A 20,918-nucleotide genomic window follows, 5' to 3' on the forward strand; every position below is an offset into this window, starting at 1 on the left:
CCCCTTGCCCGTTATCGGGAGGTTAGCTGCAGCTGTCCTCCGGTAGTTTGGGCTGTAACGTTCGCAAACAAGCTGTTTAACGCGCGCGTATCGATCAAGCTCCAGCCGTTTCGGATCAACAGGCGTTTGTCATTGATGTTCAGGGTATAACTCTTTGTTTTGCTTTTTACCGTAATCTTGCGGTTTTTCAGGTCATACGTCAGTTCAGCGCCTGCCATCGCGGCCGCCAGACGCAGGTTAACGTACCATACTTTGCCTTGCTGGATCGCAGGCTCCCGCTCGGCTGCCCGGATCCCGTTGACGACGACAGAGCCTTTGCCCGCCTTCAGCGTAAGCGCACGACCGCCGGCGTCGCGAAAACCCCGGATCAGCTGCTCGCCGGAACCTTCGACGACATGGTTGGGCGTGAGACCTTTTTTATTCACCGTGCGGCCTTTGGGCGTGAAATATTCTTGCACCGTTACCTTTAACACACCGCCGCTTTCCAGCGGGATGATGGATTGTACGACGCCTTTGCCGAACGTCTGCGTGCCGGTAAGCTTCGCCACGCCGTAATCTTGCAGCGCCCCTGCCAGCAGCTCGGACGCGCTGGCGGTGCCTCCGTTGACGAGAATGGTTACCGGGTATTTTCGGCCTTCACCTTGAACCGGAAGCGGGATGTCTTTGCCGTCCCGATCCTTCATATGAGCAAGCACCCCGTCCTTCAGGAACAGGGCGGCAATTTGCTGCGCGGCGTTCACATAACCCCCGCCGTTGTTGCGCAGGTCGATGATCAGCGATTTCATGCCGGCCTGCTCCAGTCGGACGAGCTGATTCCGGAACAATTCTCCCGCGTCGGAGGTGAATCCCGACAAGGACAAATAGCCGATGCCGTCCCCCATCATTTGACCGGTCGCGACCGGCAGTTGGATGGATTTGCGTGTAATCGTGAAGGTGAGGGTTTTGCCGTTGCGGGAAATGCCGATTTTCAACAACGTTCCTTCCTCGCCGCGCAGTTTTTGCTGCACCTCCGGCAGCGCAAGTCCTTTCACGCTTTTACCTTCCGCCGACACGATTTGGTCGCCGGGGAGCAATCCCGCTTTTTCCGCCGGACTTCCGAGGATGACATCCTCAATATAAATGCCTCCCGCTTCTTCCGCCATCACGATGCCGATTCCGACGAACGTCTGCTCCAGACTGTCGGAAAACCGTTTCCATTCCTCTTCGTTGAAATATTCCGTATAAGGATCATGCAGCGATTCGACCATCGCGTCGATCACGGCATCGTTCAGATTGGAGTTGTCCGGCTTGTTCAGGTGATACTGTTCGAGCAAATTGCGGACTTCATTAACCTGCTCGGTCGTGGCGGCCCCTGCGTTGGAAATTGTGAAAATACCGCTGAGCGCGACGGACAGAAGAAGGGCGAGTACGTAACGAATACCGGGCCGTTTTTTCATTTTCATAACGTTTCCCCATTCTCATTCAATTGGATTTTCGCGTCGTTCAGCCACTCCAACGCCTGAAGAGGAGTCATCCGCATCACATCCAGCTTACGAATCTTCTCCATAAGCTTCTGCTGCGCCGCAGAAGCGGGTTTTACCGGTTTCACATCCGGCTTGGATTCGGCAAACATAGACAATTGCACCACTTGCTGCGATTCCGCGGCTGGCGGTTTGGACGGAGCCTCCGAGTAAGCGGCGGCCGTTTCTCGTATCGCGGAGGTGCGGCCGTCGAGCAGCGAATAGGCGCGGGAAACGATGTCGTCTGGCAATCCGGCTAGCTGCGCGCAGTATATGCCGTAACTCGAGTCTGCCGCTCCAGGGACCAGTTTCCGCAAAAAAGTAACGCCGTCCGCGCTTTCCTTCACCGCCATGCATCCGTTCCGAAGAGAAGAGAGAGAAGTTTCCAGATGGGCCAGCTCATGAAAATGGGTCGAAACCAACGCCTTGCATTTAATGTGATGGTGTACGTATTCGATCACCGCTTGCGCGATGGCCATCCCTTCATCGGTGGAGGTGCCTCTGCCGAGCTCGTCGATGATGACGAGACTGCGTTCGGTCGCTTGTTCGGTCATCACCTGAATGTCCTTCATCTCCACCATAAACGTGCTTTGGCCGCCGACCAGGTCATCCGCCGCACCGATCCGCGTGAAAATGCGGTCGATAAACGGAAGCTCGGCCCGTTTGGCGGGCACGAAGCAGCCGATTTGCGCCATGATGCTGATAATTGCCACTTGACGCATATAAGTACTTTTTCCCGCCATGTTCGGTCCGGTAATGAGCAGGATGGCGCTTTCCGGCGTGAGCTCCGTGTCGTTGGCAATGAAAACGCCGTTCTCGGTTACGGCTTCTACAACGGGATGACGGCCGTCCTCGATGCGCATCTCGTATCCGCAGCTCCACTCAGGACGGGTATACCGGCGTTCCGCCGACACTTCCGCGAACGACTGCAGGACATCCAGCGCCGAAAGGCCTTCGGCCAATTGCTGAAGACGGGGAATTTTGCCGGCGATTTCGTCGCGCAGGCGGACGAACGTCTCGTATTCGAGGTCGACCATCCGGTCTTCCGCCTCCAGAATGAGCGCTTCTTTCTCTTTCAATTCAGGAGTCACGAACCGTTCGGCATTGGCCAGCGTCTGTTTGCGCTCGTAACGGCCTTCCGGAAGCGAGCCCAAGTTGGCTTTCGTCACTTCCAGATAATAGCCGAATACTTTGTTAAAGCCGATTTTCAGTGATTTGATGCCCGTCGCTTCCCGCTCCTGCCGTTCCAGCTCCGCGATCCAGCGTTTGCCGTTCCGGCTCGCTTCCCGCAGCTCATCGAGCTTGTGGTCGAATCCGGAACGAATCAGCCCGCCTTCCCGCACGGAAACGGGAGGGTCTTCGGCAATCGCCTGTTCGATCGCATCGGAAATATCCGAGCACGTGTCCAGCCGGTCCGCCAAGTGAGTCAACGGATCCGAACCGATCTCGCGGCACAGGCTTTGGACAGCGGGCACACGCTGAAGCGACGCTTTCAGCGCGTTAAGATCGCGTGCGTTGGCCGTCCCGTAAGCGATTCGGCCGACGAGCCGCTCCAAGTCGTACACCTCGCCAAGCTCGGTTCGCAGCTCTTCGCGTCTCATCCAGTCGCGGTGCAGCGCTTCGACGGCCTCCAGCCGTTGTTCCACCGCATCGCGGTCGAGCAGCGGCTGGTCGATCCATCGCTTCAGCAGCCTGGCTCCCATGGCCGTCCGCGTGCGGTCCAGCAGCCAAAGGAGCGAGCCTTTGCGCGACCGGTCCCTTACCGTCTCGGTCAACTCCAGGTTGCGGCGGGTGAACGCATCCAGCGCCATATAAGCTTGCGGATCATAGGCTTTCACGGTCCGCAGGTGGGCAAGCGAGCGTTTCTGGGTTTCGCTTAAATAACCGATGAGCCGTGCCACGGCCAACCGCCGCACTTCTTCATGATGAGGCCAAGGCTCGTCGGGAAATTGCCGCCCGAGCCATGCCAAATCTTCCGGAGAGGTTCGCTCGGTGCAGAGAACGGATCGTCCCGATCCCCGTGTCTCTTGTTCCACGATGGCAAGAGCCGCAGGATCGCCCACCGCTTCAACCGGCTTGTAGACATTCAAGACGTTTTTCACCGCTTCGCGCACGGTGGCGAACGAGGTGACGTACAGCTCGCCGGTGGTCAGGTCGCAAGCCGACACGCCGAAGCGGCCGTCCAACTCGGCCACGCCGACTATGAAATTGTTCAAGGCCTCTCCGACCTGTCTCGACTCCATAACGGTTCCCGGGGTCACAATGCGGACGATTTCGCGCCGCACGACGCCTTTGGACGCCTTGGGATCTTCAACCTGCTCGCAAATCGCGACTTTGTAACCTTTTTCGATCAGTTTGGCTATGTATCCTTCGGCGGCATGATACGGGACCCCGCACATCGGCACCCGCTCTTCCTGTCCGGCGCCGCGCCCGGTCAGCGTAATGTCCAGCTCGCGCGCCGCGGTAAGGGCATCTTCGAAAAACATTTCATAGAAATCGCCGAGGCGGAAAAACAGCAGCGCGTCGCGCGCCTCCGCCTTGACGGCGAGATATTGCTCCATCATCGGGGTATAACCGGCCATGTCGTCCTCCAGTGAACCGGGGATATAGTAGATCAATAGACTAGATTCCTATTATAACAAAAATCCCCGGGCAGCGGGCACCGTCCTCGGCGAGTACGCAAACTTTTCGCCCTCTTACGATATCTGGACATCGTGCCGTCAGCTTACCGGTATCCCCCACTTCAAGCGGATATCGGCGGTTTCATCCCAATGCCGGCGATCCCGTATCGAACGGACAATCGGTTCTATATCCGCCGCATATTTCCGGTACCCGTCCGTATAGGAGAGGGACTCCAAGTACGTCAATGCCCTCTCGCGCAGACGGTCGTCGTTTTCGTTCCCGTCCCCGTAAAATGCATCTCGCATGGAGTCGTCGTCCAGCGGACGGGATCCCGCCAGCTCGCGGGCATGCTCCACTGCGATTTTCGCCAGCGCCAGCACGCCGACGGTCAGTCGCGGCGATACGAGCCAGCTCGGCGGCGTGCGATACTCAAAGCCGCCATGCGGCTGCCGCCGAAAATCGCCCAGCGCGCCATACCGGGGGCGCCGCGCCGCCGCACCCGGCGGCTCGAGCAGCCTCAGCGGCAGCGCTACCGCATTATCGAGCGCGCGCAGCCGCTCGCCGGTGAGTGCGGCGCCGCTCACATGCACGTGGCCGCCCAACGGCAGTCCGCGCACGGGCCAGGCGCCCGCGCGCCAAGCCAACGGCGGCGCACCGCGAAACCGCCTGGCTGCGGCGCCCAGCAGCCGGCGCAAATCCGCGGCCACGGCGCGAGGCTCCTCCGCCGGCTCCGGCCGCAGCTCCGCGAGCGGCCATACTTTGACTCCCCGGATCACCAAGGAGTCGCAGCCCGCAGCACCGTCCGGCGTCAAAAACCGCGACGCGGGCACTACTTTTCCTTCCGGCGACATCAGCACAAACTCCGGATCGGCCCCCAGCTTCACGGCGGGACGGTTCGCCGTTTCCGCCGCCCAACGCTCAGCAAACGCACGAATCGCCTGCACGGTTCGAAGCTGTCCATCGGCGAAACTTGGCCTCATCTTCGCCGACAATCCAATGATCGAAGGTTTGCCTCCGCTATCCGTCTCAACTTCCACTTGACCGAAATCCATTCCGAGCGAATAGACGGCGCGAACCGCCGCTTTGCCGACAATACGCCGAAGCCGGTCATCCGGCTCCGCCCGTTCCACGAACCGCCGGCTGCCCTCCGGTCCCAGCCGTACCCGGCGCATATCCGTCGCTTCGAGGTCGAATACCGTCACCGTAAATCTGCGCGTTGCTTGTCCCTTTTTTCCAGGTTCATCAACTGTCCGTCCCACAAGCAAGCCTTCCCGCTCCAGCCTGTGTTTCCAGTCCGACAGCGCGCTGCTTCTGTTCCGTTCTCCCCGGTCCAAGTGCAGCACGTAATCGCTCTCCTCCGGCTGCAACCCTTCTCGAAGCACGGGCAAACCCGCCGCTCGGATCCATGCCGGAAAGCTCCCTCCGTCCGAGAGCCATACGTGCCCTTCGCCCCCGCTCACTCCGCGTGCCTCCCTCCGAAAAAACACGGGAAGGGCCGTCCCGCCGGCGCGTGTACGCCGAAGCCGAATGACCCTTCCCTTTTTGCATCCCGACCGGATTCCGCCCCGCGGCGCCGGCCGCCGTAATTGGGCTCATCCTGACGACCCGAAAGGGCACCCGCCCTCGACTTCGCTCCAGCTTCTGCATAGGCTTAAGTATCGGTTCCGGACCGCGGCATTACAGATCATCTTCCAACAAGTCGGAGTCCAGATCCTCGTAATCGCCATCCTCATCGCGGCCGTACTCATAGTCCTTGCCATCGTCGTCGTATCCGCTCGGGTCTACCAGAACACAAACTTTCGTCTCCGCCACCATTTCCACGGCGAACTCGCGTTCCACCTTGATCACGACGGAAGTGCCCCCTCCTCCGATCGTGGCTTCCACGCAGTTCGGCTCCTGGGTCGCGTCGGCGGATACTTCTTCGGTGTTGGCACGGTGTCTCGGATCCACATACGAAAGCGGCACGAGATCGACATACGTAATCGTCTCCTTCGCCACGTCCGTTTGAGAGTTTTTGTTGTACGAATACCAGATGTTAATATCGTAGGATCCGATGACTTCTACTCCGTCCCCCGATCTTACCGATTCGTACTGGTGATTGATGATCCACGCCCCCAGAATGCTGGAAGGATGGTGCGGCGGCTTTACGGTATGGGTAATCGTCGAAAACTTCCGGCCTTTGCCGCATATCGCTTTCGTAATGATTTCCCTCCGCTGCAGCCGTCTATCCGTAATAGCCATTCGGTAGACCTCCTCCATGCGATCAATTCACTTAAAGTCTATGCAGGACATTCGTCTAGAGTGACAAAAATGTATCCGTGCATGCAGCCCTCAAGTTTCATTGTATGACCGCAGGTTCGGAAGATGCCTTCCGTCTTTTGGCGCGCCTGGCGATCGAGAGACAACGCTTTAATTCCCTCGACAGCTGCAGCAGGGCGGCGCGGGTTTCGAACTCGTCCCGGGTTAGCGGCAGCGGCATATTCGGGAAGCTATTTTCCAGGCGCAGCAGCTCCCTCTCCGTCTCCCCCTCGTAAAATTCCGACTTCACATCTACCGCCAGCCGGTCGAACAGCGCCGCGATCTGGTCAGCCTGCGGTACTTTCCTCGATACGAAGGCGGCCGATTCCATCATCAGCTTGACCGAGTCGAGCTGGTCTCTTCTCATATGAAAATAGAGCTGCCAAGGCTCGGATTGGGGGATGAACCGGTTTTCGCGCGCCCGCGCGGATACGGCGATCCCTTGTTCGATTGCGTCTTCCGCCTGCAGCAGCTCAACTCCGCTCCACACGGTTTCGGGATTTCTCAAGCTTGCTGCCACGTGCGTAAATATGGCGGATAGCGAATCCTCGGTCATGTCACGCAGCTTCCCCAGCTTCTTGCTTTCCTCCGGCATATAGCTCAAGTTCAAAATCGTCGCCCACCCAAGGCCGATCACAAGCAGCTCCAATTCGCCAATCAGCGCGTCCGCCGAAACTTCCTGCTTTGCGTACAAATGGAAAACGACAACGGATCCGGTTATGATGCCGTCCTTGAGTCCGAAGCGGGCCAGAAGCGGAAACGCCAGCAATATATAAAGCGACAGCACCCAAATATGAAAACCGATCAACAAAAAAAGTGCGGATGCCACGAGCAGACCGACCACCGATGCCGAAAAACGGGCAAACACGATGCGAAGTCCTCTCTGACGGGTCGTTTCTACGCCGAGAATGCCGAGCAGTCCCGCAGACAGCGGATTGGGAACCTGCAGCAAAATCGCGGTCGCGATGGCAGCAAGTGCAGCCACGGAAGTTTTGACGACGCGGAAGCCGAAGTAACCTCTAAGCCATCTCTCGATCTCACTAAAGCTCAAACGCCGACGCCCCTTTTTTCCGCCTATTTTTCCTTCGATCGTATCAAGAGACCTCCGGAAAAGCAAAAAAAGCCCCTTCGTCGTAGGGGCTTACGGCAGTTCGGCTTATAAACGGTAGATGTCTTGATATTTGGCTTCGAGATAGTCGCACAGATAAGAAGACTGAAGCGGCCGGCCGCTGACACTTTGAATAATCTCGGCGGGCTGCAGCAGTTTGCCGTGACGGTACACCTTCTCCTTCAACCAATCTTTCAGCGGATGCAATTGTCCCGCTCCGATTTGTTCTTCAAGCTTCGGCAGCTCCCGATTGGCGACATCCATCATCTGCGCCGCGTACATATTGCCGAGCGAATACGAAGGGAAATAACCGAAAGCCCCGCCCGACCAGTGCGTATCCTGCAGTACGCCAGCCGAGTCGTTCGGAGGCTCGATTCCGAGGGCTTCCTTGTATTTGGCATTCCAGACTTCCGGCAACTCGCGTACGGTCAGCCCTTCGTTAAAGAGCATTTTCTCGATCTCGTACCGGATCATGATATGCAGATTGTACGTAAGCTCGTCGGCTTCGATCCGAATCAAGCCGGGCTGCACCACGTTGATGCCGCGGTAAAAATCTTCTGCCGTAATATTGTCGAGCCTGCCGGGGAAATGTTTGCTCAGCTCCGGAAAATAACGCTGCCAGAAGCCGCGTCTTCGTCCGATCATGTTCTCCCACAAGCGGGATTGCGATTCGTGTATGCCCATCGACGTCCCGCCGGCCAGAAGAGTACCCCCCAGCTCGGGATCGATATTTTGCTCGTACAGCGCATGACCGCCTTCATGAATGGTGCCGAACAGCGCAAACGTCAGATCGTTCGACAAATAGCGGGTCGTGATCCGCGCATCACCGAGATTCAACCCCGTCATGAACGGGTGCACGCTTTCGTCCAGCCTGCCGGCCTCGAAGTCATATCCCATCTCATTCAGGATGAACTTACTGAAAGCCTTTTGCGCTTCTTTATCGAACGTTCCTTCCAGGAACGAGGTATCCGGCTTGTTTCCGCTTTGCGCGATCGCTTCGGCCAGCGGCACCAGCCGGCTTCTGAGCTCCCCGAACAAACGGTCCAGCTCCGCCGCGGACATTCCGGGTTCATATAAATCGAGCAGCGTATCATAAGGCGTGCCTTTGACTCCCCACAGCTCAATGAACCGGCGATTATAATCGATGATCTTCTCCAGGTATGGCGCGAAAGCGGGAAAATCGTTGTTTTCCTTCGCTTCTTCCCATACGGCTTCCGCTTGGGTCGTGAGAACGACATATTCGCGGTACAGCTCCGGAGGCAGTTTACGGTTGCGGTCGTAATCTTTCTTGACTTCTTCCACAAGTCGGCGGTCGATCCGGCTTAACGCTTCGCCAGGAGACGACAGCTTCTCCAGCAGCTCTCCCATTTCGTCGGAAACGGACAAACGGAACGATTCGGCGGACAAGGCGCCGACCGCTTCGGACCGCAGCGGGATTCCTTTGCGCGGCGCTCCGGTTCTCATATCCCAGTATGCGACACCCAAAATTTCTTCATATTGCTTCATAAGCCGGGTGATTTCCCGGAACCGCTTCAGCGTTTCGGTTGCCGGCATTTTCGTTTCAGACACGCCGATCCGTCCTTTCCATCATTTGAGACTCCTTGATCATAACTCCCTTAAATTCTATAATCAACTTACCTTACACGAGGCTGACCTCCCCGTGATAACAAGGAGGGGAACATATGAAGATCGTTTGGAGTCCCGATGCCGTTCAGGAGTTGCGAGCCCGCTACGGCAGCGATATTGAGGCATTCAGGCTAGTGTACGATACGGAGGGCTGCGGCTGCGCGGTGAACGGTGTCCCGGCATTATGGGCCGTGACGGAATCGGCTCCGGGAGAAATCCGTGCGGACAGCGAACCGTTCGTTCTATGGCACGATCCTCGCCATGCCCTCTATTTCGACGAGACGCTGCGCATCGATTTTCGTGCAGACACGAACAGCTTCCGACTGGCGAGCGACAACCAAATTTATACGAGCCGTATGGTCCTTGCAGACCGCCGAGAGCAAGCCGAGCCGGCCGCAAGATAACGCAGGGAGGAAGAAAACATGCAACGGATCCAGGAAATTTTAGATTTTAACCGGCAGTTTGTAGAGGATAAGAAATACGAGAAATTTTTAACCACGAAATTCCCGAACAAAAAGCTTGTCATCGTCACGTGCATGGACACCAGGCTCACCGAGCTTCTGCCAAGAGCGATGAACCTGCGCAACGGAGACGCGAAAATCATCAAAAACGCCGGAGCCATTATCACCGCTCCTTTCGGGAACATCATGCGGAGCATACTGGTCGCTTTGTATGAATTAGACGCGAACGAGGTCGTCATCATCGGGCATCGAGACTGCGGAATGACCGGCATCGATCCGGAACAGGTCGTCCGCCACATGTCCGAACGAGGGGTGTCGGACGAAGTGGTTCGGACGCTGCGCAATTCCGGCATCCATTTAAACCGCTGGCTGCAAGGCTTCGATAACGTCGAGGAGAGTGTGGAAAACAGCGTCGACATCGTGCGCAACCATCCTCTGCTGCCGACCGGCACTCCCGTACATGGGCTCATTATCACACCGGACACCGGGCATCTGGAGCTGGTGGTTGACGGGTACGCTTATTTGGAGCAGCAGGCCCAATAATTAGGAAGAAGGACCGGCCGTCATCGGCTCGGTCCTTTTCTTCTATTGGGCGCGGCTGCGTCTTTTCCGCTCCGCGGAAAGTTTGCGCGCTTCCTCCACTTCGGTCCGGTCCCTCAAAAGATGCTTGTGAACAATGAACTCGCCGGCGCGTGACGAAGGCATTCTCCATTCCCAGCCTTTGTGCTCGCAAATCCGCATGCATTTTTCGGTTAACCGGGGATCGGCAATCGGCAAATCGAGATCGCGGTACACCGGCTCATCCGTACCGTTCCATAACCGGCTTGTTTCCACCACCAATTCCGCCAGCTGGTTTCCATCCAATCCGAGCTCGGACATCTTCACGGCGTCCACTTCTTCGGCGGCTTTGGCCATCAATTTTCGAGCGCCGGCCCAATTGCCGCGACGGCCATGGTAACAGGCCACGGAGATCCGGACGAACACGAGCCAGCACCCTTCGTGCCGGGTACCTTTTTCCTGCTTCCAGTATTCCTCCATAATTTCGTGGCATTCGAAAAAATCGCGGGTACCGTGATATTCCGTCATAAATTCGGTATACTGTTGCGGATAAGGAAACGGCTCGGTCATTCGGTTCTTTGCTCCTCTGAATGATTTTCTGCTTTCAGCATACAGGAAGAGAAACGTTCCGGCATCAAAATGATTTGAAACCAAGGCTGCGGGTATACGTATTACCCTACAGACCAACAAAACCAGCTCATCCAGGAGGAATGAACGCTTCATGTGGAAAAAAGCATTGCTTCTTTTCAGTCTCTTTACCTTTACCGTTGCCGTAACGGCTCCGCTTTACGACAGCGCCGACGCCAGACCGAAATCTTTTCGTTCCGGGACGAAATCGTTCTCCAAAACCCCGGCACAATCCAATAACACGTATAAAAGCAGCACGACGAAAGCCACGACCGGCTCCACCGCGAACGGCACGACCAAACCCGGCTTGTTCGGCGGAGGCAGCTTCCTGAAAGGCATGATGATCGGCGGACTCGCCGGCATGTTGTTCGGCAGCATGTTCGGTACGGGATTCATGGCCAATATGCTCGGCTTCATGGTGAACCTGCTGGCCTTGATCGCGCTGTTCTGGGTCATCCGCACGATATTCTCCGCCATTCGCAGACGACGGGATTCGCAGCGGCCGAATTACCCGAATGAGCGGCGCTGGTAAACCGATATGGTTCAAAGATTGTCCATGGATGAAATCGTCAACGCCGTCTGTCTGAACATGGCCGAGCGGCACGAAGTTCCGGTCGAGTCCGTGCAAGTCGAATTGCTGTATGATGAAGATCAAGGCTTTTCCGCCGAAGTTTGGGTGAATAACCGAAGCCGGTTTTTGGTGGAAGCCAATTTGAAAGAAGCGATCATGCGTTACATGGAAACCCAATATGGCAGACGCGTCTACCCTTCCCAAATTCAACTGGACGTGGAAGACGAAATTTGGGCGGACATCGCGGAATAAACGGACATCAAGGCGCTCCCTTCTCGGGAGACGCCTTTTTTATTTCTCTGTGAATATGAACACTGGCTGGCTTGTTTCCATTCTGAATGTAAAACTATAATGAGCATATCTAAGAAAACTGCAGATTTAAAAATTTTTTTGTCCGATTTGTCGATTTGGTCTTGTTACATTCGTCGTGTTAATAGAGGCAAAGTTCAACCACTCTGGAAACTTGCCTTCAATTTCAAATCAGGAGGAGAAGCACAATGCGATTTATGATGATTGTGAAAGCCTCGAAAGACTCTGAAGCGGGCAAAATGCCAAGTACAGAGCTGATTGGCGCGATGATGAAGTACAACGAGGAATTGGTGAAGGCCGGTGTGCTGGTTGCGGGCGAAGGACTTCATCCGAGCTCGAATGGGATCCGGATCTCGTATCCCGTCCCCGGTGGTGAGCCTGTCGTGAAGGACGGCCCCTTCGCGGAAGCGAAGGAATTGATTGCCGGTTTCTATCTCCTTGACGTCAAATCCAGAGAAGAAGCCATCGAGTGGGCAATGCGCATGCCGGATCCGCACGGTTTCGGCGAAGGCCAGATCGAGCTTCGTCAAGTGTTCGAAGCGCCGGAATTGACGCAGGACGAGGAATTGTTGGCCAAAGAGGCTGAATTGCGGGAGCAATCCGAGAGGCTGAAGAAGGCGTGACAACTGCGGAGACGAAGCGCACCATCGACGCGATCTGGAGAATCGAATCGGCAAAGATTATCGCCGTGCTGGCGCGGATGGTGCGCGATATCGGGCTCGCGGAAGATCTTGCGCAGGACGCGCTTGTGATCGCGCTCGAACGGTGGCCGGAGTCGGGTATACCGGCCAACCCGGGTGCGTGGTTGATGGCGGCGGCGAAACGCCGCGCCATCGACCTGCTGCGCAGGAACAAGCTTCGGGAGCGCAAGTATGAAGAGATTGGCCGCGATATGGATCCGGTGCACGAACCCGACTTCGATGCGGCCTTGGACGGCAATGTCGGCGACGATCTTCTTCGGCTTATTTTCACGACCTGCCATCCCGTTCTGTCGCAGGAGGCACGCGTTGCGCTGACGCTTCGGCTGCTCGGGGGTTTGACGACTGAGGAAATCGCGCGCGCTTTCCTCGTCTCGGAACCCACAGTCGCACAGCGAATCGTTCGGGCCAAGCGGACCCTCGCGGCGGCACGCGTCCCTTTCGAGGTTCCTGAGAAGGCTGAACTCCCCGCTCGGCTTTCCTCGGTGCTCGAGGTCCTCTATCTCATGTTCAACGAGGGGTATGCCGCAACTTCCGGCGGGAGCTGGATCCGGCCCATGTTATGCGAGGAAGCGCTCCGTCTCGGCCGCATACTCGCGGAAATCGCCCCTCTGGAACCGGAGGTTCACGGTCTTGTGGCGCTTATGGAAATTCAGTCTTCGCGGTTTAAGGCGAGGCTCAGCCCTTCCGGGGAACCTGTCCTTCTCCTGGATCAAAACCGGGCGCTCTGGGACCATCTTCTGATCCACCGCGGTCTCGTCGCGCTCGAACGTGCCGAACGGATCGGCGGCACACTCGGTCCGTACTCGCTGCAAGCCGCGATAGCCGCTTGTCACGCAAGGGCGCGTACCGCCGATGAAACGGACTGGGCGAGGATCTCGGCGCTCTACGATGCGCTTGCGCAACTGGCGCCTTCGCCTGTCGTGGAGTTGAACCGTGCGGTTGCACTGTCGATGGCGTTCGGTCCGGCAGTTGGACTCGAAATCGTTGATGCGCTGATGTCGGAACCGTCGCTAAAAAACTATCACCTTTTGCCGAGTGTTCGCGGCGACCTCCTCATGAAGCTGGAGCGAAAGAACGAAGCTTGTGAGGAGTTTAAACGTGCGGCATCGCTTACCCGCAACGAGCGTGAGCGTGAATTGCTCCTGAGTCGCGCTTCCGAATGTGTCGAAACGACCCGCTTCCTTAAGGAGTAAATCGCTGCGTGCTCTTTCTTTTCTTTGTTCTTGATGAACGAACCGAAGCTTCCAACAACCGCTTTTCCAATTTTTCCACCATACCGGCAGGAGCTGCACACACAAGGGAGTAATAACCGTTCGAATGTTTCAAGAACACCGGCTCCAGCGATGGAAACCAACGTTTGAATACTTCGCTGATATTTCGCCTGAATGAGCTGCCGGTCTTCGCAACATCGTTCGTTAAATTACGATCATGTCTGCGATGAATATAGAACACTTGATCCATCCAGTGAAAACGATACTTCTCGATCAATCGGTATAAAATGCCCAAATCTTCAACGTATCGCCCTTCTAACGGATCATCCACCCGCCAGCCTTCTATGCTCTTGAGAGCGGAAGTTCTGTAAAACCTGGGCCACACGGATTGGTTGGCAAACAAAAATTCAGCTTTGCCCGCAAAAGGGCGGCCTTTTTTCACAAAGGTATTTCCAGTCGTTTCATCCACAATCTGCAGGTTTCCGCCTATGACGGCCACTTCGTCCGGCAAAGCTTGCGCCTCCGCATACAAAGCTTCCAGTGTATCCGGCTCGAGCCAATCATCGGCATCAAGTTGAATAAAATAGGGCGTGTCGGAAGCAGCGAGAGCCGTATTCAAGCATCTGGACTGCCCTTGGTTTCGTTCATTTCGGATGACGGTCACACGTTTGTCATGTAAGTACGGTTCTATGCATCTCAAGCTATTATCGGTGGAGGCATCGTCGACGATGACCATCCTCCAGCGGGTGAACGACTGTGCAAATATGCTTCCAACGGCATGTGAAAGAAATGGGCCTGGATTATAGGACGGGATCGCTACGGTAATGAGCGCACAAGGACAGTCCAAGGAGGGTTGTACATGCTCATGAATAACCGTGGTTTCCGAGGGCGCAATGAGGCGGTAGAGCTCCCGGTATCGTTGAGAGAATCGACTTTGCGTGTAATGCTCCGTCACGAATTCTCTTGCCTGTTTTCCGATCTCCCGGCGCAGGATTGGGTCATTCAGTAATTCTGCGATTTTCCGCGCCATCACGGACTCTTCCTTCGGGGAACGTGAAACGAATATCCCGCTCCTTCCCTCTTGGAGCAATTCCCTCCATCCCGACACCTCGAATGTGACGATCGGCACACCTGCGGCCATCGCTTCCAGCCCGATTAACGGATGCCCTTCTGCCGGTGAAGTGGACACCAGTACATCCGTTACTTTTAAAATTTCATGTACATCTTCCCGATACCCCAATAGCTTTACTTTTTTTTGCAGCCCGCGTTTTCGAATTTCCGCTATGACCCGGCGCCTCAAATGGCCTTCGCCTACCATAAGAAATCGTAATTGATCCGCCCTGTCCTTTCTCGCCAGACTCGCGCAAACGGAAACGAATTTCACGGGGTCCTTGTCATGGGATAACCTTCCGATGAAACTGACAATTCGCTTATCCGGTCTGATTCGAAGCCATTTCTTTATACGGCTTGTTTCTTCCTCATCGCCGGGTTGAAATTGATCGGGGTCCACACCGTTGGGGATCAACGCCACCTTATGAGAATCAATGCCGAATGTACAGGTCAGCACCTCTTGCAGAGATTTTTTAACGACGACAAAACGATCAATATAGGGATCGTATTGGGAAGAATATCGTACGTAATCCCAGGATGCTTCAGGAACGTAGCCGTGCAGCAGCGCGACTGTTTTTGTAGGAGGAAAACGGCGTTTCAACTCCGGCAGCAAATCGTACGCCAGTTTACTATTGTTGATGTGAACCATTTGAATGTCACGAGTTTGCATGATATGAAACAGCATTTGCTGCATTTGATTTGAATCTGTGAAATAATGCGGCAGATGAAAAATTTGGTCGGTAAATCGGCTAAAAAGGTCATGCCAGGGTTGCTCCCCGGGCAAAGTGGTGACAACGATTACCTCATACTCGTCCTTGGGCAGCGCCTCCAAGATTTGCAGCATCACCTTCTCAGCCCCGCCAATCACCATCCACGCCATAATAAACAAGACTTGCTTCTTCCCTGGTGCAGATGGTCTGACACGATACGCTGATGGGTTATGCCATCCATGGATGATCGGCGGCAAGCCTTCATTTTCGATCCACTTTTTTCTCATCATTCTCAAATTAGAGGAAAGGTACAGATCAGGATACTGCTTTCTAATCGATGGCGTGATACGCGTGCAAAACTGATTGGGCTTACCGTTTCGATAGTAAGACAGTTTTTCGGGTATCTGATACCCTATCCAACCGTTACCGGCAAGCCGAATCCAGAAGTCCCAGTCTTCGTACCCGCCAACGATCCGCTCATTGTACCCTCCGGCCTGTTCCCAGGCGGCCTTACGAAAAAGTGAGCAGCTCGGGATAATATTCTCAAACAACAAATGATAAAAGTTGAATGGCCGTCCTCGCCGGACGAAGTGCTCCTGTCCAAAAGCTTGAAGCCAGCTGTACACAAATCCGACCTGCGGCCGTGTTTCAAGAATCCAAACACTTTTTTCCAGCATCGTGGGGTGAATCCGGTCATGCGCGTCGAGCGGCAAAATGTATTTCCCCTGCGCTTCTCGAATCCCTATATTCCTTGCTTCTGATGGTTCGCGATTTGTATGCCGTACGATTTTCATTTGCTGCCTGCTCAACTGACGCAAGACGTCCAAGGTATGCTCATCCGTAGAACCGCCATCGACCACAATAATTTCATAATCCTGGAAAGTAGAAGCCGAACAACAAACTATGGCTTCTTCCAAATACCGGCCTTCATTGAAGCAGGGAATGATTACAGACACCCACGGTTTATTAGGTTTTATTTTCGCGAACCCCCTTCCACGACAAGCTAACCATTAACGTGCCTTTTCCAGCACGATTTCGGAAATCCACTTTCTTGCCGGATCCGCCATATCCCCATGAACGGGATGGACAAAATAGACGTGTGGACGTAAAACCGCCATTCGCACCTCTTCCAGATCAAGATGTTCTCCTACTTTAAATGTCCTCTCTACGCTTTCCCACAAGTATGGCCGCAGCCTGGCCCCGCTCAGGCTGGCAATCGTCGGCCAGAGGATTTTTTCCAAGGAAGGAACTTCTGTCGATTCCATCAATCTTTCCAACGCGTTCCAGTCCCATTTTCGAACAATGCTTCGGACCAACGATTTCTTAAACACTTGATTCGTATGGTAGGAGACACAGAAGGAATCCGCCTGTAAAACGGGTTTCCAAAGTCCCCATTCTTTCCACATCATTTGCCCTGCAACCCACTGCGGGTACTGTTCGGGAGATGAGATCGTTTCGGTCGCAATTCCCATATAGTCGTACCCTCTCATAATAAACTGAAGGTACTTCTCGTAGCCGGATCGAATAAACAACGTCTCCGAATCCAAATTCACGAGATACTCATAATCCAAATCGATTTGTTCCAACCATCTCATGATATCCATATAAAATCTGGCTTGCTTGCCCCGCTGCAGCGGCCGGCTGTCCGGACAAACGTGAACCTCAGCCGACCGGCCGAAATGTTTGTTACTCGAGCCGTTGTATAGAACAATTTTACATTCCGGATGAAAGGCTCGGAGATTCTCTATTTGGTTGAGCAACGTTTCCTCTTTGTCTTCGCTTGCAAGGATGACAAAACAAATCATGGGACTCCCCCTATTCCTGCCCCCCTGTTGTTGCGGGGATTGAAGAAATCCATTGTCTAACCGGATCCAGCATGTCCCTGCGGACCGGATGAATGAAATATACTTGAGGACGTGTCAAGGCATCCTGAGCCTCATGAAGCGACAGAGGAGCACCGATTCGGACAACATCCAGAATGCTTTCCTGCAAATAGGGTCTTGTTTTCGCGCCGCATTTCATCGCCAATGTCGGCCATAAAATTTCTTCAAGTGCGAATACCTCAGTGGCTTCAATCAGCTTTTTCAATACCGGGATATTCATCATTTCCACCATTTTGTCGACGAGGTCTTTTCTGTAAACCTGATTGGAATTCAGCGCAAACCCGAAATAGTCCGTCTGAAAATAAGGCTGCCAACTTCTCAATTCCTTCCACATCGTTTGGACGGGATACCAGCCTGAATGCTCCTCCGGCGAGCGGATTGTTCCCATTCCTATGCCCATCGCTTCATAGCCCTGCATAAGAAAATCCAAGTAGTATTCGTATCCCGAACGGATATACATAATATCCGAGTCCAAATTCACGAGATAATCATAAGAAAGTCCGATTTTCTTCAGCCAACTCATGATTTCCAGAAAAAACATACCGAATTTCCCATACTCCAGCGGACGGCTGTCCGGGTATACGATAAGGTTCAAGTTTTTGCCGAAGTCAGGATCGGGCGAGCTGTTGTACAAAACGATTTTGCATCCGGGTACAAACTTGGTTAAATTGTCCACCTGGTTGGCCAGCACATCTTCCTTTTCATGGGCTAATATGGCGAAACAAACGGTCATTCGTGAACCACCTTTCTAGAGTTGCGGCAGCCGAATGTTCGTCTTGATGAGGCGATAGAAATCCGGATCGGGCAGCGTATAACCTTCAGGTAAAGCTTGACATATGCGCTCCCAGACCCCTCTGTCCACCATATGCTGATTTGCATTCAACTTCACATCCGAATGATCGTCCGTCTGAAACAAACGATCGTACAAGCTGCCCGATACAAGGGAAGAGTTTTGTTGGGAAACGGGCTTGCTTTTCGTCGCCTTTCGCCGGTTATGCGGCATTTTCTTTCGGGATAAGTTCAACTTGCGAAACCAGCTCTTCACAGCTGCTCTTTTTCGATTACCGCGTTTGAGCGGTTTACGCAGCTTGCGGTGTTTTTTGTTAACCGACAGTCGAGACACAGGACATCCCTCCTCATCGGTAGAATTCATCTGCTTTTCGACGAAATAAAACGACATACCGGATCCCGTGAACGTCCTCAAACCCATCATGAGAAATACTGGGATGGACAGCAGATTTTTCAGTTAAATAATGGTTCAACGCCTCTCCCTTCAAGATTTCAAATCCCGACTTCCGAAACATGAATATTGAGGCTAAATTTTGAACGTTTACGATTGCGGTGATCATCCTTGTACTTTCATGAAGCATCCATTGGGTAAGGGCTTGCTCTAGCAACATGCTGGAATAGCCCCTGCGAGTAAAATCCGGGTGGGTTGCGATTCGGTGTATATGCTGAAGATCGGGGGATGGCCGGGAACCGATTAAAAAAGCGCGAACACAGTTAGAGTCACTTCCGAGAATTCCCCAGCTGCATTCATGTTTAGCCGTTAATCGGCGACAAAAGTTTTCCTCGTTCCATTGCTCAACGGAATAACGAGGTCCCATTCGTTGATGGATCAATCCTTCGATTTCCAATAAATCTGTCATGTAATGCTTTATTTCATCCAGTCCCAGAGGGATGACGGAAACAGATTCTTTATCAGAATACAGATTCATAACAGAGCAGCACGCAGAACATGATATTTTTCTGCAAAAGGTACGCCGAACTCCAGGCCGCGAAATCTTGCCCATTCTTTGACGACCTGCGGTGAAAGCAGCGATTGATCGCTCCGGATCTGCGATTGATGTTTGCAGAAGGCCTCCACCTTGCGATCGATCGTATCGCTGATATCCAGGTACAACTCGCCCACATTGGTTATTTTGGGGAATTGCCAAATAATAAACGGATACTCAAACATGGCGATCAGCTTGATATTCGAAGACGGCTTCGGGCGAAGGCCGGCCATACAAGCGTTAAACAGCGCTTGATGGTCTTGGTGAAAACTGGGGTAGGGGATAAACACCATGGTAGGCTGGAATCCGATCAATAGATGATCGATTTCGGTAATCAGTTCCCGTTGCGGAATCGTATCCATCCAAGATTCTTTATCGTCGTATAAAACTTCATAATCGTCGCATCCCAAATAATGCATGGCCTGCGATAACTCTTGCTTCCGGATGTCCGCTGCGACCGGTTGCTGAGTATGCCAGAAGAACGTATCCCCTACCGCTCCTACAACAACCTTTACTTTATTTTGATACCGGCACGCTTTTTCGATCAGTCCACCGCAGCCCAAGACTTCATCATCAGCATGCGGCGCAATGATCAGGATTCGTTCATTGCCGGCGCTCAGCATGTAAGTCCCTCCCGTACTTGTGCTTCATCCGTGCTTGTTGATAGACAGCCCAAGTGTCCCTGTACATGCGATCGACCGACCAATGCCGCATGGCAAAGCTCCGGGCTCGCTCGCCCAATTCCTGCCCAAGACCGGGATTCTCCAGCATCATCAACATGTTTAGATATAAGGAATCCATATCTCCCGCTTCCGATACCAATCCCGTTATCCCGTGCGACACCATTTCAGGTAAGCCTCCCGCATTGGTAACAAGAACCGGCTTTCCTGCCAGCTGCGCCTCCATAACCGAATACGGATGATTTTCCTGAATGCTCGGATGCACAAAAATTGTCGCTTTTCGCAATAAAGCGGGGACATCGTGCCTTTCTCCCAAAAAAAGGACGTGCTCGTTCAGCCCGTACTCCTGACATTGTTTCACCATACTGTCCAACAAAGGGCCTTTTCCAGCGATCCAGCAGACCCAATCCCCTCGAACAGCCAGCAGCTTCCCTAAAGCCTGCATCAGAATATGGCCGCCTTTCAGAGAGTCGAGCCTTGCTGGATAGAGGAAAACGGTTTTCCCCACCGGAAAATCCACATTCGATTCCGCGTTGAAATCTGCCATGAATTGCGTGATATCGAGCCCGTTAGCCACGGTCGTCAGCTGCTCTTCCGGCACTCCCATTTCCATTAACAAATTTTTCAACCAAACGGTGGGGACAATCGCGGCGTCGGAGGAAATCGTACCTAAGTATTCCTGCATTCGATTATACTTGGCCGGCAGACTGCCGGGCGTGTAAAATTCCATGAATTCGTGGGCAATGGCCAGGCAGCCGTGAATGGTCGCAACCAAAGGGGTATGCTTCGGTTTTACACGATACAAAGCGCGGGTGGAGATGATGTCCTGCGTATGGATCAAATTATAGCCGTTCAAGCCCAAATAAGCCGCTGCAAGTTCCAGCGTGTAGCGTTCGATTTCAAAACTGAATAAATAACCGCTTTTAAGAGCCAATGTTTGTTTGTAGATTTGCTGTATATTATGGTCGATGAGGCGGCTGACCAGCGACTTCTCGAACACCCGGTTCGTGCCCACCACGTAGTAGGACTTATAGTCGGGAGATTGGGCCAAAACGTCAACCTCGTGCCCCTCATCCGACAGTTTTTTGCGGAGCGCGTTGATATAGCTTCCGACCCCGCCGATATGCGGTTGAATCAAGCAGGTAGCCAACAAAATTTTCATCTTTGTC

General features: G+C 54.0%; 20 protein-coding genes. 6 read left to right on the plus strand and 14 right to left on the minus strand.

All coding sequences use genetic code 11. The features are described 5' to 3' along the window. Positions 1–11 precede the first annotated feature (11 nt). The 6 genes from E5161_RS02325 to E5161_RS02350 form a co-directional block, all read right to left on the minus strand. Positions 12–1,442, minus strand: coding sequence for a S41 family peptidase (locus E5161_RS02325; RefSeq protein ID WP_136776014.1), 1,431 nt, complete (start codon positions 1,440–1,442; stop codon positions 12–14). Next, positions 1,439–4,081 (minus strand): DNA mismatch repair protein MutS, encoded by a 2,643-nt coding sequence (mutS, locus tag E5161_RS02330; RefSeq protein WP_136776016.1) that lies wholly within the window; start codon positions 4,079–4,081, stop codon positions 1,439–1,441. The genes E5161_RS02325 and mutS overlap by 4 nt, the downstream gene beginning before the upstream one ends. A gap of 138 nt (positions 4,082–4,219) precedes the next feature. After that, the gene (locus tag E5161_RS02335) at positions 4,220–5,581 is read right to left on the minus strand and encodes a putative amidoligase domain-containing protein (RefSeq protein WP_136776018.1); all 1,362 of its coding nucleotides are present in this window, start codon (positions 5,579–5,581) and stop codon (positions 4,220–4,222) included. Positions 5,582–5,798: 217 nt separating this feature from the next. Next, positions 5,799–6,362 carry an outer spore coat protein CotE gene (locus tag E5161_RS02340; RefSeq protein WP_136776019.1) on the minus strand — a complete coding sequence of 188 codons (564 nt, stop codon included), beginning with the start codon at positions 6,360–6,362 and terminating at the stop codon, positions 5,799–5,801. Positions 6,363–6,459: 97 nt separating this feature from the next. Then, positions 6,460–7,470, minus strand: coding sequence for an aromatic acid exporter family protein (locus E5161_RS02345; protein WP_246042067.1), 1,011 nt, complete (start codon positions 7,468–7,470; stop codon positions 6,460–6,462). A 105-nt stretch (positions 7,471–7,575) separates the two neighbouring features. Continuing rightward, a complete protein-coding gene (locus tag E5161_RS02350; RefSeq protein WP_136776403.1) occupies positions 7,576–9,081 on the minus strand; it encodes a carboxypeptidase M32 in 1,506 nt (501 codons plus the stop codon). A gap of 128 nt (positions 9,082–9,209) precedes the next feature. Here E5161_RS02350 and E5161_RS02355 point away from each other — a divergent pair, with 128 nt between their 5' ends. Together E5161_RS02355 and E5161_RS02360 are read left to right on the plus strand one after the other, a co-directional pair. After that, complete coding sequence (locus E5161_RS02355) at positions 9,210–9,557, plus strand: iron-sulfur cluster biosynthesis family protein (protein WP_136776021.1); 348 nt, start codon at positions 9,210–9,212, stop codon at positions 9,555–9,557. Between the two features lie 18 nt (positions 9,558–9,575). Next, positions 9,576–10,157: a beta-class carbonic anhydrase gene (locus E5161_RS02360; RefSeq protein WP_136776023.1), complete on the plus strand. Its 582-nt coding sequence runs from the start codon at positions 9,576–9,578 to the stop codon at positions 10,155–10,157. Positions 10,158–10,199: 42 nt separating this feature from the next. Here E5161_RS02360 and E5161_RS02365 read toward each other — a convergent pair whose 3' ends face one another. Next, positions 10,200–10,742 carry a DUF309 domain-containing protein gene (locus E5161_RS02365; RefSeq protein WP_169306553.1) on the minus strand — a complete coding sequence of 181 codons (543 nt, stop codon included), beginning with the start codon at positions 10,740–10,742 and terminating at the stop codon, positions 10,200–10,202. A 151-nt stretch (positions 10,743–10,893) separates the two neighbouring features. Between E5161_RS02365 and E5161_RS02370 the strand changes: the two genes are divergently transcribed. The 4 genes from E5161_RS02370 (at position 10,894) to E5161_RS02385 (ending at position 13,573) form a co-directional block, all read left to right on the plus strand. Beyond that, complete coding sequence (locus E5161_RS02370) at positions 10,894–11,331, plus strand: hypothetical protein (protein WP_136776027.1); 438 nt, start codon at positions 10,894–10,896, stop codon at positions 11,329–11,331. 6 nt (positions 11,332–11,337) lie between these two features. Beyond that, positions 11,338–11,622, plus strand: coding sequence for a DUF2653 family protein (locus E5161_RS02375; protein ID WP_136776028.1), 285 nt, complete (start codon positions 11,338–11,340; stop codon positions 11,620–11,622). A 245-nt stretch (positions 11,623–11,867) separates the two neighbouring features. Then, positions 11,868–12,302: a YciI family protein gene (locus E5161_RS02380; protein ID WP_136776031.1), complete on the plus strand. Its 435-nt coding sequence runs from the start codon at positions 11,868–11,870 to the stop codon at positions 12,300–12,302. Then, on the plus strand, positions 12,299–13,573 hold the full coding sequence (locus E5161_RS02385; RefSeq protein ID WP_136776033.1) for an RNA polymerase sigma factor: 1,275 nt from the start codon (positions 12,299–12,301) through the stop codon (positions 13,571–13,573). The genes E5161_RS02380 and E5161_RS02385 overlap by 4 nt, the downstream gene beginning before the upstream one ends. On the opposite strand, the gene E5161_RS02390 is transcribed toward E5161_RS02385, so the two are convergent. From E5161_RS02390 to E5161_RS02420, 7 genes are read right to left on the minus strand one after another with little or no spacing between them, the layout of a single operon-like run. Further along, positions 13,563–16,367 (minus strand): glycosyltransferase, encoded by a 2,805-nt coding sequence (locus E5161_RS02390; protein ID WP_246042068.1) that lies wholly within the window; start codon positions 16,365–16,367, stop codon positions 13,563–13,565. The genes E5161_RS02385 and E5161_RS02390 overlap by 11 nt on opposite strands. Before the next feature lie 54 nt (positions 16,368–16,421). Continuing rightward, the gene (locus E5161_RS02395) at positions 16,422–17,216 is read right to left on the minus strand and encodes a hypothetical protein (RefSeq protein WP_136776037.1); all 795 of its coding nucleotides are present in this window, start codon (positions 17,214–17,216) and stop codon (positions 16,422–16,424) included. Between the two features lie 10 nt (positions 17,217–17,226). Further along, entirely contained in the window at positions 17,227–18,027 is an 801-nt protein-coding gene (locus E5161_RS02400) for a hypothetical protein (protein ID WP_136776039.1), read from the minus strand. 15 nt (positions 18,028–18,042) lie between these two features. Beyond that, the gene (locus E5161_RS02405; protein WP_136776041.1) at positions 18,043–18,417 is read right to left on the minus strand and encodes a hypothetical protein; all 375 of its coding nucleotides are present in this window, start codon (positions 18,415–18,417) and stop codon (positions 18,043–18,045) included. Positions 18,418–18,430: 13 nt separating this feature from the next. Further along, on the minus strand, positions 18,431–19,012 hold the full coding sequence (locus E5161_RS02410; protein WP_169306554.1) for a GNAT family N-acetyltransferase: 582 nt from the start codon (positions 19,010–19,012) through the stop codon (positions 18,431–18,433). After that, entirely contained in the window at positions 19,009–19,692 is a 684-nt protein-coding gene (locus E5161_RS02415) for a PIG-L deacetylase family protein (RefSeq protein WP_136776044.1), read from the minus strand. Before E5161_RS02415 ends, E5161_RS02410 begins: the two co-directional genes overlap by 4 nt. Continuing rightward, the gene (locus E5161_RS02420; protein ID WP_136776046.1) at positions 19,673–20,911 is read right to left on the minus strand and encodes a glycosyltransferase family 4 protein; all 1,239 of its coding nucleotides are present in this window, start codon (positions 20,909–20,911) and stop codon (positions 19,673–19,675) included. The genes E5161_RS02415 and E5161_RS02420 overlap by 20 nt, the downstream gene beginning before the upstream one ends. Positions 20,912–20,918 lie beyond the last annotated feature (7 nt).

This window comes from Cohnella pontilimi (assembly GCF_005049045.1).
GTDB lineage: Bacteria > Bacillota > Bacilli > Paenibacillales > Paenibacillaceae > Cohnella > Cohnella pontilimi.